The sequence below is a fragment of the Luteolibacter sp. AS25 genome, from assembly GCF_046736275.1.
GTDB lineage: Bacteria > Verrucomicrobiota > Verrucomicrobiia > Verrucomicrobiales > Akkermansiaceae > Luteolibacter.
Map to the genome: position 1 here is coordinate 1,948,612 of NZ_CP151837.1, position 14,842 is coordinate 1,963,453.

Here is a 14,842-nt window from a genome sequence, read left to right on the forward strand (position 1 = left end):
TCTCCTATGACGTTCGCCGAAGAAATTTAGGATCATGAGCAACGATACTCAGAAGGCCGCATATGATCTCTTGTCCGATCCTCTAAGTTCGGTCACCCGCGCAACAAAGAAGACCCTCTTTATTTTCGCTACCTTATGCTGCCTTGTTGGCTACACTGGCGTCATCCCGGAAGAGGCAAGCGTTTTCGGTTTCCGCTTTCCTGGTTTAACGCCAAGCGTGATAGAACTGGCGTTATTTGTCCTGCTTTTCTACAGTTTTATTAGTTTTGCAGTTCATTTAGCGAGTGACTGGTGTCGAAGTCGCATTGTCTCCAATCGATATTCACTCGCCAGAGGAATCGATGCGGTGAATTCCATGTCACCACCTGATGACGAAGAAGGCTTTCATGCTAGGCAGTTCGAGCTTGAGAGCGGACACACAGACAAGAGCGTTTCCCATGGTGCTACAAAGTCACTTGGTATCATCAAGCTCGTATTAGATTTCTACTTTCCGCTGGTTTTTGGCCTAGGCAGCATTATCTACTTCTATGTGATGAGATTAGCTTAGAGAACAAGGCAACCGAATAAGAAAACAATGGCGAACAAGTCGGAGATGGCGACGCCGAGGAAGCCGTCTGATTAAATCCGAGCTTTACACCGGCGCGCCATTCCTATGACGTTAGCGGGTTATGGCTGGAGTCTTTGCCTATTCTAAGGTGAACTATGGTTGTGGCTGATTCTTATATCCGGAGAGCTTATCTGGCTCTCCCCTTCTCTGCCACTGGCCTGGGCTCTGCCGAGTCTCCGTTCGTCTGCAGTGGTCAGCTTTCGGCTCTGTGCTTATGTGTTTCCGTAGTTTGGATACTTTACGTCGTCGCTTCGCTAACAAGTCGCAGATGGTGACGCCGTTTCACCCCTATCATCAATTCGGATCTCGCCACGGCGCACCATTGCTATTACGTTCTATATGCTCAGAGAGAGCGTTAGAATGATCGTATGTGTGCAGTCCATAGGCTGAATTCTTCGGCGGGATTCTCGTGTCAGTTAGATGCTCGTCTGCCGCTCCGTTCTCCCCCATTGTGCTCGGGTTCCGGCTGGATTCTTATGTCAGTTTTGGTTGAGCGCGCCTTTCCGTTCTCCTGCATTGGCTGGGGTTGTCGCTTGGCACTAACACGCACGTCTTGGGTCCACAGGGTTAGAGCAACCGCAAAATATAGAACAAGGCGCAGATAGTGACGTGGTATCAGCCGTCTGATTAATTTGTAACTCGCCACCACGCACTATTGCTTTAACGTTAGCAGGCTGTGGCTGGAGTCTCGGCTCATCTTAAAGTGAACTTTGTTAGTGGCTGATTCTTATGTCCGCTGAGTTTAATCTGGCTCTCCCCTTCTCTGCCACTGACCTGGGTTCTGCCGAGTCTCCGTTCGTATCCAGTGGCTTAGCTTTCCGGCTATTTGCTTATGTATTTCCGTAGTTTGGATACTTTCCGGCGTCGCTTCGCTAACAAGTCGCAGATGGTGACGCCGTTTCACCCATATCATCAATTCGGATCTCGCCACGGCGCACCATTGCTATTACGTTAGCGGGTTGTGGCTGATTCTTATATCCGCAGAGCTTAGTCTGGCTCTCCCCTTCTCTGCCACTGGCACGGGCTCTGCCGAGTCTCCGTTCGTCTGCAGTGGTCAGCTTTCGGCTCTGTGCTTATGTATTTCCGTAGTTTGGATACCTTACGTCGTCGCTTCGCTAACAAGTCGCAGATGGTGACGCCGTTTCACCCCTATCATCAATTCGGATCTCGCCACGGCGCACCATTGCTTTAACGTTAGCCAAAGAAATTTCTTCGTTCGGATGCCTAAGAATTATTACTGCTGGAAGTGTAAGCGCGACGTGCCGATGCTTACAGACGACGAGTGGCGAATCGTTGAGCCTCTTGCAGCGTCCGACATTAAGATTATCAAAGAATACCGGACTGAGACAAATTGCACTCTTGACGAAGCACTCAATACACTTCCGTTCGATTCATCCAACCTAGTGGAACAATGGTCTGGGTATTGGGAGCGAAGTCCTTCCAACTTTTATCACCACCATCTTTCGGGGTGGGGCGAAGAATGCTCGAAATGCGGGAACCTTCTGCGGACTCCCGAAGCGTCATTTTGCGCGGCCTGTGGAGCCAAACCAAATCGAAAAAAAGCAGGCTAACAAGCCGGAGATGGCGACGCCGAGGAATCCGTCTGATCTAATTCGAAGCTTTTCACCGGCGCGCCATTCCTTTAACGTTAGCGGGTTGTGGCTGGAGTCTTCGCTCATCCTAAAGGGAACTTTGGTTGTGGCTGATTCTTATATCCGCAGAGTTTAATCTGGCTCTCCCCTTCTCTGCCACTGGCCTGGGTTCTGCCGAGCCTCCGTTCGTATCCAGTGGCTTAGCTTTCGGCTCTGTGCTTATGTGTTTCACGTAGATTGAATACTTTACGTCGTCGCTTCGCTAACAAGTCGCAGATAGTGACGTGGTATCAACCGTCTGATTAATTTGCGACTCGCCACCACGCACTATTGCTTTAACGTTCTGCAAGAAATGGGAAAGAAGATCATGCAAGTGGATCAGACCAATCTTAAAACAATTACTCCGCATTTCGAAATCGCTGCGGTATTTGCGCTGGGAGGGTTAGTGGTGTGCATTCCGTTTGGTCTCGTCCTCTGGTATTTCGCTAACATGGCTAGCTGGGGGGACGGCTCCACCGGTAACGCGATAGGTAATCCTACATTAGTTGCGATCCTGCTGATTCTACCGTTGGCGCTATATTTCGTTCTTGGTTTTGCCGCTGCCATATCGACTAACCAGAGAGTGCGGAATATTCTTTACGTGCTCGCGACCGTCCTGATCATAATTATTTCGCTAGTTCTGGGTATCGCAATCTTAGCAACATTTCCACTCGCGATTGTTGGGATACTTGCGATCGCGGTCGCATTCTCAGTTATACTGAGTAGGCTAGTAGTCGAAGCACCGAAGAAAGCAGAACAAGGCGGAGATGGCGACGCCGAACCCGCCGTCCGATCAAATTTGAGCTTTTCACCGGCGCGCCATTCCTTTAACGTTAGCCAAAGAAATGAAGAGCATCGCAAGAAGAGTTCCCGTTTGGGCGATGGCCGGAATTACAATACTGGCCTATTTTGCTGCGTTAATCATTGCCACGACCATAACTCAATCGACCGACTTCTGGAGCCAACTATTTGCGACACCAAGATTCAGAACAGGCTTCATCATTTACTCCATGCCCTTTTTGGTAATCGGCATTTTATTGACATTGCTAGGGCAGTGGACACCACACGGATCATTACCCGAAATGATGAGAAGGATATTTGTCGGGCTTTCGGTTTCTGCTCTATTGATCTCATGCGTATTCCTGGTCATATTTGCTCAAGGATTCGACTGGAAGCTCTCCATCTAGCACATCTATTCAATTACAAAAGACAAGGCGAACAAGGCGGAGATGGCGACGCCGAGGAAGCCGTCTGATTAAATTGAGAGTTGACCCCGGCGGCGCCATTCCTAGGACGTTCGCTAAAGAAATGAAGAAGACCATAGCACTGCTATTCTGCGCGATGCCAGTTTTCTTGCTCGTTGCTTTCTACATATGCCGACTGGGCTACAACATGCGAGATGCTCAAATTAGTGGCATGCTAATGATATTTCTCGGAATAGTCCTGAGCGTGGTCACTCCGACGATCTGCCTTCTGGTCATGTTGTTTAGAGGACGCCCGCTTCAATTTGGCTCGGGATTTGTTCTCTCCTTACTTTCGGGATTGGCATTTTGGGGCGTTCTTTACACAGATTATGGCGGGGAGATCCACAGTTTTTTTGCAGCTTAGCCGCTCTCATACTCACCAGAACCAATACAAAAACAAATCGAACAAGGCGGAGATGGCGACTCCGAACCAGCCGTCTGATTAAATTCGGGCTTCTCACCGGAGCGCCATTCCTATAACGTTCTGCAAAGAAATGAAGATCCTCATTACGACCTTTCTTCTGGTGACCAGTTGCTTATCCACAGCCGCTAAGGAGGTAACGGTTTTCCAGATCGACAGAGCAGTGGAGAACGAGGCGCATTGGGAACACTCAATCAAGAATGAGATGCGGGTAGCGGAGCCTGAAGCGAGTGTCCTTACAGACACGCTAACCGAAGTTGGCGAGAAGCCTCCTGGACTGCTTGATACACTTGATTTTTTGTGCGGAGTTGAGATCGAGTCCAAACTTTATGTTGTTACAGTCTTATATCAGCGGGGGATTGAGGTTCAGCAAGCCGCGTTGGTTGATGGCAAGATACGACTAAAGGGCCAGAGTGCTGTTCTGGGGAAGCTGCCAAAAACTGAGAAGATTCTACGAGAATGCTTTTGGAAGATGTTCGACCAGACCAACGAAAAAAAGAAAGACAAGGAGCAGAACAAGGCGGAGATGGCGACGCCGAGGAAGCCGTCTGATTAAATTTGAGCTTCACCCCGGCGCCGCCATTCCTCTAACGTTAGCGGGTTGTGGCTGGAGTCTTCGCTCATCCTCAAGTGAACTTTGGTTGTGGCTGATTCTTATATCCGCAGAGTTTAATCTGGCTCTCCCCTTCTCTGCCACTGGCCTGGGTTCTGCCGAGTCTCCGTTCGTAGGCAGTGGCTTTAGTTCCGGATCTGTGCTTATGTGTTTCCGTAGTTTAGATACTTTACGTCGTCGCTTCGCTAACAAGTCGCAGATGGTGACGCCGTTTCACCCCTATCATCAATTCGGATCTCGCCACGGCGCACCATTGCTATTACGTTCGGCAGAGATATGCATCACTTGTCCACACCACTTGATCTCGACGAGCTTTCGACGGAGCCCTATGGCGTCGCCTTGGCAGCATGCCTCTGGAATGAATTTATGATCACCGACAATGGGCAAGGTATCTACGCCCATCACCGAGATTATTGCGGCATCGGTCTAGCGAGAACGTGGGTCGGCGTTGCGCTATATCAACCAACGATGGCGATCCTTTTGACCATTGTCTACTTCATTGGTACAGCTGCGACGCCTTCGTAGATTACTGGTCACGACAGTCTGACTATGGTCTCAGTGGCGCTGATCCTAGTCACCCAGAGGTTCTTGCACGATCAGACTTTGAGATCAATAATCAGAGAATTAACCGCGAGCGTATTTGTAAATTCTTGGATCGGTCGCAACACTCAATGCATTCCAGCTGGATTCGCACTGAATCAAGCCGCACGCCAAAAGAAGCCGAACAAGGCGGAGATGGCGACGCCGAGGAGTCCGTCTGATTAAATTTGAGCTTCCCAGCGGCGCGCCATTCCTAGAACGTTAGGCAATAAAATCCATTGACTATATGAACCTAAACGAAAAGTTCCTGACTCTATGCGCGGCAATGTCGATATTTCTAGGCGGAGCGCTATCAGCGGAGGAGCTTCTCCTTTATAGTGGGCTACCCGTATCGATACCGGATTCAGCACCGTTACCACCATTCGCGCAGAATCGACCATCGAAGGAACTCAAACAACTCAAGTTCGAACGCCAATTTTTCATTAGAAGAGACACCTTTATGTCACTTCCAGAACCCACATCTGAGTATGGCGAGGTGGCAGTCACTGCAATCGAAGCAATCGGGATCGCGATGAAGGACGTTAATCCAGACGACACACTTCAATCATTTATCGTCACGGCAGTTCAGTTACTAAGATGCCCCGCTAAGGATCGCCGACAAATCGAATATTATTTAGTTTCCATGCTCGCCAATGGATCTGAAGAACATCGTATCGTGCTGATGAACCGATCGATTTTGGCTCCTAAGTTGAAGCGCCTAGAAGAATGAATCCAAGAAGCCTAACAAGGCGGAGATGGCGACGCCGAGGAATCCGTCTGATTAAATTGGATCTTGACCCCGGCGCGCCATTCCTATGACGTTAGCGGGTTGTGGCTAGAGTCTCCGCTCATCCTAAAGGGAACTCTGTTAGTGGCTGATTCTTATGTCCGCTGAGTTTAATCTGGATCTCCCCTTCTCTGCCACTGGCTTGGGTTCTGCCGAGTCTCCGATCGTATCCGGTGGATTTGGTTCCGGCTCTGTGCTTATGTATTTCCGTAGTTTGGATACTTTGCGTCGGCGCTTCGCTAACAAGTCGCAGATGGTGACGCCGTTTCACCCCTATCATCAATTTGGATCTCGCCACGGCGCACCATTGCTATTACGTTAGCGGGTTGTGACTGGAGTCTTCGCCCATCCTAAGGTGAATTATGGTTGTGGCTGATTCTTATGTCCACAGGCTCTCCCCTTCTCTGCCACTGGCTTGGGTTCTGCCGCGTCTCCGCCGTATGCAGTGGCTTAGCTTTCGGCTCTGTGCTTAGGTATTTCCGTAGTATGGATACTTTACGTCGTCGCTTCGCTAACAAGTCGCAGATGGTGACGCCGTTTCACCCCTATCATTAATTCGGATCTCGCCACGGCGCACCATTGCTATTACGTTCTATATGCTCAGAGAGAGCGTTAGAATGATCGTATGTGTGCAGTCCATAGGCTGAATTCTTCGGCGGGATTCTCGTGTCAGTTAGATGCTCGTCTGCCGCTCCGTTCTCCCCCATTGTGCTCGGGTTCCGGCTGGATTCTTATGTCAGTTTTGGTTGAGCGCGCCTTTCCGTTCTCCTGCATTGGCTGGGGTTGTCGCTTGGCACTAACACGCACGTCTTGGGTCCACAGGGTTAGAGCAACCGCAAAATATAGAACAAGGCGCAGATAGTGACGTGGTATCAGCCGTCTGATTAATTTGTAACTCGCCACCACGCACTATTGCTTTAACGTTCATCAAGAAATTTCCGGTGCAATATATCGATATAGTTCCGGATCGCGGCTCGGGTTTTGTTGAGTCTTCGTTCGTATGCATTGGCTTGGGTTCTGCTGAGTCTCCGTTCGCTTGCATTGGCTCGGGTTTCGCTGAGTCTGCGTTCGTATGCACTCGCTCAGGTTCCGCAGAGTCTTCGTTCGCGGGCATTGGCTTGGGTTGATCGGCTAGATTCTATCGTGTTTATCCTAGATTCGGGCTGGTAGGGTCAGTCGGAATAGAAGAGGATGAACAAGTCGGAGATGGCGACGCCGAGGAAGCCGTCTGATTAAATTTGGGCTTGACCCCGGCGCGCCATTCCTATGACGTTAGCGGGTTGTGGCTGGAGTCTTCGCTCATCCTAAAGGGAACTCTGTTAGTGGCTGATGCTTATGTCCGCAGAACTTAGTCTGGCTCTCCCCTTCTCTGCCACTGGCCTGGGTTCTGCCGAGTCTCAGTTCGTATCCGGTGGCTTAGCTTTCGGCTATTTGCTTATGCGTTTCCGTAGTTTGGATACTTTACGGCGTCGCTTCGCTAACAAGTCGCAGATGGTGACGCCGTTTCACCCCTATCATCAATTCGGTTCTCGCCACGGCGCACCATTGCTATTACGTTCTGTGAAGAATACTCGTCTTCATCGTCTTCCGATTCTTCCAGCTCAAAACTCACATAGTGCTCTCCGATATGTCCGCTTACGCTCTTAGCTATCACCCCGCCGACAGCTAGTCCCGTGATGATAAATTCGCCCTCGTCCGGGTCGTGGTATGTGTCGCCTATTTTCGGAACCATCTTTCGGAGCTTATCGAAATTCACATCGAACATGCCCGATCCCCATTTATACGGCACTCCTTCGAGGTGGAGAGAGGTTTCTGACTGCCCCATTTCCACGAATCTCACTCTATACCGCTGGTCTACTTTAAGATGTTTTTTCGCATGTTCCCGCTCAGTGTCCCATCCACCTTCTCCGTGGAAGACACAGAACAAGCCGGTAGAATCCGACGCGATATTGCCGGTTTGATTATTTTTATCGTTCATATGTTTAGTAGCTTGAATTTCAGTTGTGCGCTTACCTGTCGCGCGGTTCACCTTCGGCGTTAGCGGGTTGTGGCTGGAGTCTTCGCTCATCCTCAAGTGAACTTTGGTTGTGGCTGATTCTTATATCCGCAGAGTTTAATCTGGCTCTCCCCTTCTCTGCCACTGGCCTGGGTTCTGCCGAGTCTCCGTTCGTAGGCAGTGGCTTTAGTTCCGGATCTGTGCTTATGTGTTTCCGTAGTTTAGATACTTTACGTCGTCGCTTCGCTAACAAGTCGCAGATGGTGACGCCGTTTCACCCCTATCATCAATTCGGATCTCGCCACGGCGCACCATTGCTATTACGTTAGCGGGTTGTGGCTGGAGTCTTCGCTCATCCTAAAGGGAACTTTGGTTGTGGCTGATTCTTATGTCCGCAGAGTTTAATCTGGATCTTTTCTTCTCTGCCACTGGCCTGGGTTCTGCCGAGTCTCCGTTCGTATCCAGTCGCTTTGGTTCCGGCTCTTTGCTTATGTATTTCCGTAGTTTGGATACTTTACGGCGTCGCTTCGCTAACAAGTCGCAGATGGTGACGCCGTTTCACCCCTATCATCAATTCGGTTCTCGCCACGGCGCACCATTGCTATTACGTTCGCCAAAGAAATGAAGAGCATCGCAAGAAGAGTTCCCGTTTGGGCGATGGCCGGAATTACAATACTGGCCTATTTTGCTGCGTTAATCATTGCCACGACCATAACTCAATCGACCGACTTCTGGAGCCAACTATTTGCGACACCAAGATTCAGAACAGGCTTCATCATTTACTCCATGCCCTTTTTGGTAATCGGCATTTTATTGACATTGCTAGGGCAGTGGACACCACACGGATCATTACCCGTAATGATGAGAAGGATATTTGTCGGGCTTTCGGTTTCTGCTCTATTGATCTCATGCGTATTCCTGGTCATATTTGCTCAAGGATTCGACTGGAAGCTCTCCATCTAGCACATCTATTCAATTACAAAAGACAAGGCGAACAAGGCGAACAAGGCGGAGATGGCGACGCCGAGGAAGCCGTCTGATTAAATTGAGAGTTGACCCCGGCGGCGCCATTCCTAGGACGTTCTGCAATTAAATGAGTTGCGCGTTCCGAGGTGGCTTTGGTTGAGTGCGGATTCTTATGTCGTTTAGATTGATTTGCACCGAAGCGTTCTTGTCTATTTCAGGCTGAGGGTTTGCGGCAGAAATGACTTAATGGAAAAGCACAGGATTGTCGGGCTTGCGGTTGCATTGGCTTTGGTTGAGTGCGGATTCCTATGTCCTTTAGATTGATTTGCGCCGAAGCGTCCATGTCTATTTCAGGCTGCGGGTTTGCGGCAGAAATGACTTAAAGGGAAAGCATGGGATTGTCGGGCTTGCAGTGGCATTGGCTTGAGTTGAGGGAACTATTTTTCGGTGTTTTCTGAGGGAGAGAATGATCCAAAAAGCAGAACAAGGCGGAGGAGCCGACGCCGAACCCGCCGTCTGATTTATTTGGGGGTCGACACCGGCGCGGCTCTCCTATAACGTTCTCCAATAAATGAAGACTTCTGCAAACACCATCGCGATCTACGTGATTGCGTCGGGGTTGCTAGCAGCAATTACAAATCCTGGGTACGGAGCGTTTAGCGGAATCGCGCTACTGTTAGGCGGGACGGCGTTGAGTCTGAAGCTCTCCATTGTTACTGCCAAAGACATCTATTACGATACGCTAGATGCTGGAGTGCAATTCAGTAGCACCGCATTATCCATTTCCCTGTTCGCATTTGGGCTCTGGATACTGGGGGGCTATTTCCTGGTAATGTCGGCACGATCCAAATGGAGAGGGGGCTTCGTGGCGGCACTTGTATTGGTCTGGATCATCGGCTCGGGACACAACTTGGTCATGTTTGGGCTTCAATCACTCTAGCAGCCACAATATAAAGAAGGAGAACAAGTCGGAGATGGCGACGCCGAGGAAGCCGTCTGATTAAATTGGAAGTTTACACCGGCGCCGCCATTCCTATAACGTTCTGCAAAGAAATGAAGATCCTCATTACGACCTTTCTTCTGGTGACCAGTTGCTTATCCACAGCCGCTAAGGAGGTAACGGTTTTCCAGATCGACAGAGCAGTGGAGAACGAGGCGCATTGGGAACACTCAATCAAGAATGAGATGCGGGTAGCGGAGCCTGAAGCGAGTGTCCTTACAGACACGCTAACCGAAGTTGGCGAGAAGCCTCCTGGACTGCTTGATACACTTGATTTTTTGTGCGGAGTTGAGATCGAGTCCAAACTTTATGTTGTTACAGTCTTATATCAGCGGGGGATTGAGGTTCAGCAAGCCGCGTTGGTTGATGGCAAGATACGACTAAAGGGCCAGAGTGCTGTTCTGGGGAAGCTGCCAAAAACTGAGAAGATTCTACGAGAATGCTTTTGGAAGATGTTCGACCAGACCAACGAAAAAAAGAAAGACAAGGAGCAGAACAAGGCGGAGATGGCGACGCCGAGGAAGCCGTCTGATTAAATTTGAGCTTCACCCCGGCGCCGCCATTCCTCTAACGTTCTGCAAATAATTGCTTATGAGTGACCCTAAAGATAAGCTTCACGATTACCTTGAAGAGAACAGTTGGGAAAAAGAGCTTAACTACAAGCTTTGGACGACGAAGGGAGCGCGATTCGTCGCAGCAAAGCGCTTAGAGAAGATGGATTCTCATTCCAAGGTGGCACTAACGTTTGTCACAACCTATTTGATCATCTTGAGCATCGTCCCGGCGTTTCTGCAGCAATTCCTCACAGTTCCAGAGGCGTTGATAGGTCTTTTGGCAGCAGCATTTTCAATCTTAATCCTCGTATATTCTCTGATCGAGTCATCTAGAGATTTCAAGTTTCGTGCGCACCTAATGCACGAATGCGCGCTCAACGTCGCGGAGCAATACAATCGACTTCGACAAGCGAAGGAGCAAGAAGACCTAGCGGTGAGGAACACCGCTATCAACGAGATAACTCGAGAATATGAATTGATCCTGAAGAGCGCTGAGAATCACGATCCCCTAGATTTTCGTGTTTTCCAGACCCAGAACACGGATTATTTCTCAATCAGTTCGGAGAAGGAGAAGCTGATCATTAAGAAGCGATTCATAACCTACTTTCTGAAGTATTGGATTATCTCGATAGTGCCTGGTCTTCTGGTGATATCTTTGGCCTTTTTCACCGATTTCAGCCAACCATAAAAATACAACGAAGAAGCAGAACAAGGCGGAGATGGCGACGCCGAGGAAGCCGTCTGATTAAATTCGGGCTTCCCCCCGGCGCGCCATTCCTATGACGTTCGCTATTAAATGAAGATTTTGAGTTCATGCTTTTGATTTTAAGAGGAGAGGAATGGTTATCCAACCGAGTTGGGGGAGCACGAAAGATGCTTGCCACAGCCATAGGAGCATCATGGACTGCGGCGATTCCAGTGTTGCTATTAAGGTCAGGACTATCCACAGCAAACAAAACGCTAGGTAGTATCCTCTGGGTTTCAGTGACTCTGAACTTATTCTTGCTCGCACTACTGTGCTGGTATCGAACACTGAAAAGGCTACGTGAAGCCGATCAACCCATCGTGCCTGAGCCTCCTGCTCTTGATGGGCAGGATCTGAGTGTTTTGATCCGCTATGTGGTTCACGACTTCGCTTGTGGCTCCCACCGCGTAGCTGGGGAGATGGGGCTCCAAAACCACATTGTTGCGCGGAGTCTTGATAAGTTAGAATCATGGGACTTCGTGGAGCGAACGAAGGACTATACGGCGGCTGGGGCTGAATACCGTGTGACACCTTCAGGTCGCGCACGGGCAATGGAGCCTGCAAAACACGAATGAAACGAAGAAAGCGAACAAGGCGGAGATGGCGACGCCGAGGAATCCGTCTGATTAATTCAGGCGCATTTTCCGGCGCGCCATTCCTATGACGTTAGCGGGTTGTGGCTAGAGTCTCCGCTCATCCTAAAGGGAACTCTGTTAGTGGCTGATTCTTATGTCCGCTGAGTTTAATCTGGATCTCCCCTTCTCTGCCACTGGCTTGGGTTCTGCCGAGTCTCCGATCGTATCCGGTGGATTTGGTTCCGGCTCTGTGCTTATGTATTTCCGTAGTTTGGATACTTTGCGTCGGCGCTTCGCTAACAAGTCGCAGATGGTGACGCCGTTTCACCCCTATCATCAATTTGGATCTCGCCACGGCGCACCATTGCTATTACGTTATGCAAGAAAATGAAGACTTCGCCGCCAGACGAATCGACAATGACCGCGCCAGATAGCAGTGATTTACGTTCAAGAATACGCGCAGCGTTTAAAGGCGTCACGCTGGGCGGAGGTGTCGGACTTTATGAGGCGCAAGGGATTGACGATCACGATAGCGCAGAGGTCTGTCAGCGATATCGAGAGAACGATGAAAAAGACAGTTGGGAACGAATTACGTCTGACGATCTCAATCACTGCTATAGCAGCTTAAGTTTCTTCGATGCAGAGGGAATGCGATTTCACATTCCAGCCTATTTGCTCGCGGATCTCAACGGCGAATACAAGTTCGACATGCTTTTTGAATTCACCAATTGGTGTGACCTCAAGAGAGAGCAGTATTCGCTGCTATCCACGGCTCAGAGGAGTGTCGTTATGGACTATTTGAGGTTTATGCAAGATCGTCCTGGGAACTGGCTAGACGTTCATAAGATTGATTTCACATTGGATACCTTCTGTGAGGTCGATCCTGATTCAACCGAAACAAAGAAGCATAACAAGTCGGAGATGGCGACGCCGAGGAAGCCGTCTGATTAAATTCGAGCTTTACACCGGCGCGCCATTCCTATGACGTTCTGCAAAGAAACTCAGACATGCCAGCAAGACTAAACCTAACTGTCATTCGTAGCGGTAACATAGAGGCTTCGGCCGACTTCTATCGGCTGCTCGGGTTGGAATTTGAGAAGCACAGTCATGGCAATGGACCGATGCATTATGCTGCCAGTTCTGAGAACAGCGTTTTCGAGATTTACCCCGCTACAGTCAAGTTTCCCCCTACTGTTGGAACGCGTATCGGATTCGAAGTAGACCACTGCGACAGCACCGTGGCTTTGCTAGCCGCAGCAGAGCACTCGATACTTTCGAGACCAGCAGATTCTCCTTGGGGACGCAGGGCTGTAGCTGTCGATCCTGACGGACATAAGGTAGAACTCGTTTCCCATGATGATAATGAAGAGGCAGAACAAGGCGGAGGAGCCGACGCCGAACCCGCCGTCTGATTAAATTCGGGAGTTGACCGCGGCGCGGCTCTCCTATGACGTTCGCTAAAGAAATGAGAGCATGGCAATGGCTTTTAGATAGAGGATACCTTGGCCTGATGTGGAACACCCAAGTCGGTACCGTCCAAGGAATTGAGTTGCGTTCACTCAGAAGCGACTCCGAGAAGTTTGTATCTGTGTGCTCTAGGGCGATCGACCTCATCAGAGAATTGGACGAGCGCCGTTTCGGTTGGGTTGAGAGATTCAATCGATTCGTGGCTGATCAGTCGCTACCGTGCGGCCCGGGTTCGGGGATGTACAAGCACGCCCTTGGTGTGACTATCTTGGATTTCGAGTATGATCTTAGCTTTGGTGACGACGAGACACACGCAGCATTCTTCGCTGGTGTCATCGTACATGAAGCGACTCACGGAAGACTTCGACACTGGGGTATTGCTACCACGAAAGACAATAGAGTCCGAGTCGAGCGGATCTGTGTTGCACAAGAGAATGCATTTCTGCGACGGCTTAACTCGATTCGGCCAAAGCTTGGATCCGATCTGATAAGGCCATTCGACGAGAGTCGGTGGGATTCTGTCTGGAAGGAGTCCAGATTCAGTCAATTTAAAGCCCACGTCAGACGCATCCGTGAACATAAGAAAGCGAACAAGTCGGAGATGGCGACGCCGAGGAAGCCGTCTGATTAAATTTGAGCTTGACCCCGGCGCGCCATTCCTATGACGTTCTGCAAAGAAATGATGACGCAATGAGGACCAAAAGACCCCCAATACTGTCCGTATCCGGTCTGGTGATAATGGCTATTGCGGTGATTTGGGCAACTTATGTAATGGTCGAGCTGAGACGTTTACAGGATCAGACAAGCGGATATGAGGGGTTTGCTGTGATAGGTGTCATTATGGTCACCTCTCCCGTTGTCTTTTTCCTCTCTGCTTTTGGATTGATTAGAAGAGAGCGCCCAGTATTTCTCGGGTGGATCGGCCTTATTCTTAGCTCGATACCATTCATAATCGTATTGACCAAGCGGATTTCCTGACTACCAACTTGAGAAGAAGGCGAGAATAAGATCAACAGAGATTAACATCTTCTGAGGGATACTACAATGCGGGCAGCTATGATCATTCGGAAACAAAGAAGCAGAACAAGTCGGAGATGGCGACGCCGGGGAAGCCGTCTGATTAAATTCGAGCTTGACCCCGGCGCGCCATTCCTATGACGTTCGCCTAGAAACTATAACATTGCCAGATTCACGCCAATCGATAGACGAATTGCAGTCGAAGATACGTGGAATGGTTCTTGAGCTGATTGATGCGATGAGACGGTGTCCCGATATTCCTAATTGCAGACCATATAATCCCTCTGAGATTGTTGAGATCACCGACGCATTACCTGGGATCAAAGACGGAACGTTTTTTAATCGACTGCCTGAAGATCAACATGGCTTGGGTTGGGTTAATGGCGCATTCTTTGGGCGAGGAGAGAGGGCAATTCCACTTTTTATATCAGGCGTTCTTCGGGCAGATTTCGATCAGGAGTTTGGCGATTTACTTCATGAGTATTGGAGTTCAGAAGTATTTCCTCAGCGTGAATCCACCCCACCTGAGATGGAGCGCGTGAATCGTAAGCTGGCTGAGAGCAAAGCAAAGGCGAAGGAGGTAAGAAAAGTCAAAATGGGCGAACAAGTCGGAGGAGCCGACGCCGAGGAATCCGTCTGA

15 protein-coding genes are annotated in these 14,842 nt (G+C 49.7%); 14 read left to right on the plus strand and 1 reads right to left on the minus strand.

All coding sequences use genetic code 11. The features are described 5' to 3' along the window. Positions 1–34 precede the first annotated feature (34 nt). From AAGA79_RS09010 to AAGA79_RS09035, 6 genes are all read left to right on the plus strand, one after another. Positions 35–547 carry a hypothetical protein gene (locus AAGA79_RS09010; protein WP_411825463.1) on the plus strand — a complete coding sequence of 171 codons (513 nt, stop codon included), beginning with the start codon at positions 35–37 and terminating at the stop codon, positions 545–547. Between the two features lie 2,004 nt (positions 548–2,551). After that, complete coding sequence (locus tag AAGA79_RS09015) at positions 2,552–3,493, plus strand: hypothetical protein (RefSeq protein ID WP_411825464.1); 942 nt, start codon at positions 2,552–2,554, stop codon at positions 3,491–3,493. Positions 3,494–3,546: 53 nt separating this feature from the next. Next, complete coding sequence (locus AAGA79_RS09020; RefSeq protein ID WP_411825465.1) at positions 3,547–3,846, plus strand: hypothetical protein; 300 nt, start codon at positions 3,547–3,549, stop codon at positions 3,844–3,846. 130 nt (positions 3,847–3,976) lie between these two features. After that, positions 3,977–4,459 carry a hypothetical protein gene (locus AAGA79_RS09025; protein WP_411825466.1) on the plus strand — a complete coding sequence of 161 codons (483 nt, stop codon included), beginning with the start codon at positions 3,977–3,979 and terminating at the stop codon, positions 4,457–4,459. Positions 4,460–4,801: 342 nt separating this feature from the next. Further along, positions 4,802–5,041, plus strand: a complete 240-nt coding sequence (locus tag AAGA79_RS09030) for a hypothetical protein (RefSeq protein WP_411825467.1) — start codon at positions 4,802–4,804, stop codon at positions 5,039–5,041. Between the two features lie 301 nt (positions 5,042–5,342). Beyond that, positions 5,343–5,825 carry a hypothetical protein gene (locus tag AAGA79_RS09035; RefSeq protein ID WP_411825468.1) on the plus strand — a complete coding sequence of 161 codons (483 nt, stop codon included), beginning with the start codon at positions 5,343–5,345 and terminating at the stop codon, positions 5,823–5,825. A 1,534-nt stretch (positions 5,826–7,359) separates the two neighbouring features. On the opposite strand, the gene AAGA79_RS09040 is transcribed toward AAGA79_RS09035, so the two are convergent. Next, positions 7,360–7,860 carry a hypothetical protein gene (locus AAGA79_RS09040; RefSeq protein ID WP_411825469.1) on the minus strand — a complete coding sequence of 167 codons (501 nt, stop codon included), beginning with the start codon at positions 7,858–7,860 and terminating at the stop codon, positions 7,360–7,362. 639 nt (positions 7,861–8,499) lie between these two features. Between AAGA79_RS09040 and AAGA79_RS09045 the strand changes: the two genes are divergently transcribed. From AAGA79_RS09045 to AAGA79_RS09080, 8 genes are all read left to right on the plus strand, one after another. Next, positions 8,500–8,841: a hypothetical protein gene (locus tag AAGA79_RS09045; RefSeq protein WP_411825470.1), complete on the plus strand. Its 342-nt coding sequence runs from the start codon at positions 8,500–8,502 to the stop codon at positions 8,839–8,841. 574 nt (positions 8,842–9,415) lie between these two features. Beyond that, positions 9,416–9,784: a hypothetical protein gene (locus AAGA79_RS09050; protein ID WP_411825471.1), complete on the plus strand. Its 369-nt coding sequence runs from the start codon at positions 9,416–9,418 to the stop codon at positions 9,782–9,784. Between the two features lie 113 nt (positions 9,785–9,897). Then, the gene (locus tag AAGA79_RS09055) at positions 9,898–10,380 is read left to right on the plus strand and encodes a hypothetical protein (protein ID WP_411825466.1); all 483 of its coding nucleotides are present in this window, start codon (positions 9,898–9,900) and stop codon (positions 10,378–10,380) included. A 55-nt stretch (positions 10,381–10,435) separates the two neighbouring features. Next, positions 10,436–11,086 carry an SLATT domain-containing protein gene (locus tag AAGA79_RS09060; protein WP_411825472.1) on the plus strand — a complete coding sequence of 217 codons (651 nt, stop codon included), beginning with the start codon at positions 10,436–10,438 and terminating at the stop codon, positions 11,084–11,086. 314 nt (positions 11,087–11,400) lie between these two features. Further along, positions 11,401–11,718, plus strand: a complete 318-nt coding sequence (locus tag AAGA79_RS09065; RefSeq protein WP_411825473.1) for a hypothetical protein — start codon at positions 11,401–11,403, stop codon at positions 11,716–11,718. A gap of 387 nt (positions 11,719–12,105) precedes the next feature. Next, positions 12,106–12,669, plus strand: coding sequence for a DUF6714 family protein (locus AAGA79_RS09070; RefSeq protein WP_411825474.1), 564 nt, complete (start codon positions 12,106–12,108; stop codon positions 12,667–12,669). 56 nt (positions 12,670–12,725) lie between these two features. Then, entirely contained in the window at positions 12,726–13,130 is a 405-nt protein-coding gene (locus tag AAGA79_RS09075) for a VOC family protein (RefSeq protein ID WP_411825475.1), read from the plus strand. Positions 13,131–14,365: 1,235 nt separating this feature from the next. Continuing rightward, on the plus strand, positions 14,366–14,842 hold the full coding sequence (locus tag AAGA79_RS09080) for a hypothetical protein (protein WP_411825476.1): 477 nt from the start codon (positions 14,366–14,368) through the stop codon (positions 14,840–14,842).

What these genes read in the sequence shown, in the direction of transcription:
- AAGA79_RS09010 (WP_411825463.1), top strand. Translation starts at nt 35, where the DNA reads ATGAGCAACGATACTCAGAAGGCCGCATATGATCTCTTGTCCGATCCT.
- AAGA79_RS09015 (WP_411825464.1), top strand. Translation starts at nt 2,552, where the DNA reads ATGGGAAAGAAGATCATGCAAGTGGATCAGACCAATCTTAAAACAATT.
- AAGA79_RS09020 (WP_411825465.1), top strand. Translation starts at nt 3,547, where the DNA reads ATGAAGAAGACCATAGCACTGCTATTCTGCGCGATGCCAGTTTTCTTG.
- AAGA79_RS09025 (WP_411825466.1), top strand. Translation starts at nt 3,977, where the DNA reads ATGAAGATCCTCATTACGACCTTTCTTCTGGTGACCAGTTGCTTATCC.
- AAGA79_RS09035 (WP_411825468.1), top strand. Translation starts at nt 5,343, where the DNA reads ATGAACCTAAACGAAAAGTTCCTGACTCTATGCGCGGCAATGTCGATA.
- AAGA79_RS09040 (WP_411825469.1), bottom strand. Translation starts at nt 7,860, where the DNA reads ATGAACGATAAAAATAATCAAACCGGCAATATCGCGTCGGATTCTACC.
- AAGA79_RS09045 (WP_411825470.1), top strand. Translation starts at nt 8,500, where the DNA reads ATGAAGAGCATCGCAAGAAGAGTTCCCGTTTGGGCGATGGCCGGAATT.
- AAGA79_RS09050 (WP_411825471.1), top strand. Translation starts at nt 9,416, where the DNA reads ATGAAGACTTCTGCAAACACCATCGCGATCTACGTGATTGCGTCGGGG.
- AAGA79_RS09055 (WP_411825466.1), top strand. Translation starts at nt 9,898, where the DNA reads ATGAAGATCCTCATTACGACCTTTCTTCTGGTGACCAGTTGCTTATCC.
- AAGA79_RS09060 (WP_411825472.1), top strand. Translation starts at nt 10,436, where the DNA reads ATGAGTGACCCTAAAGATAAGCTTCACGATTACCTTGAAGAGAACAGT.
- AAGA79_RS09070 (WP_411825474.1), top strand. Translation starts at nt 12,106, where the DNA reads ATGAAGACTTCGCCGCCAGACGAATCGACAATGACCGCGCCAGATAGC.
- AAGA79_RS09075 (WP_411825475.1), top strand. Translation starts at nt 12,726, where the DNA reads ATGCCAGCAAGACTAAACCTAACTGTCATTCGTAGCGGTAACATAGAG.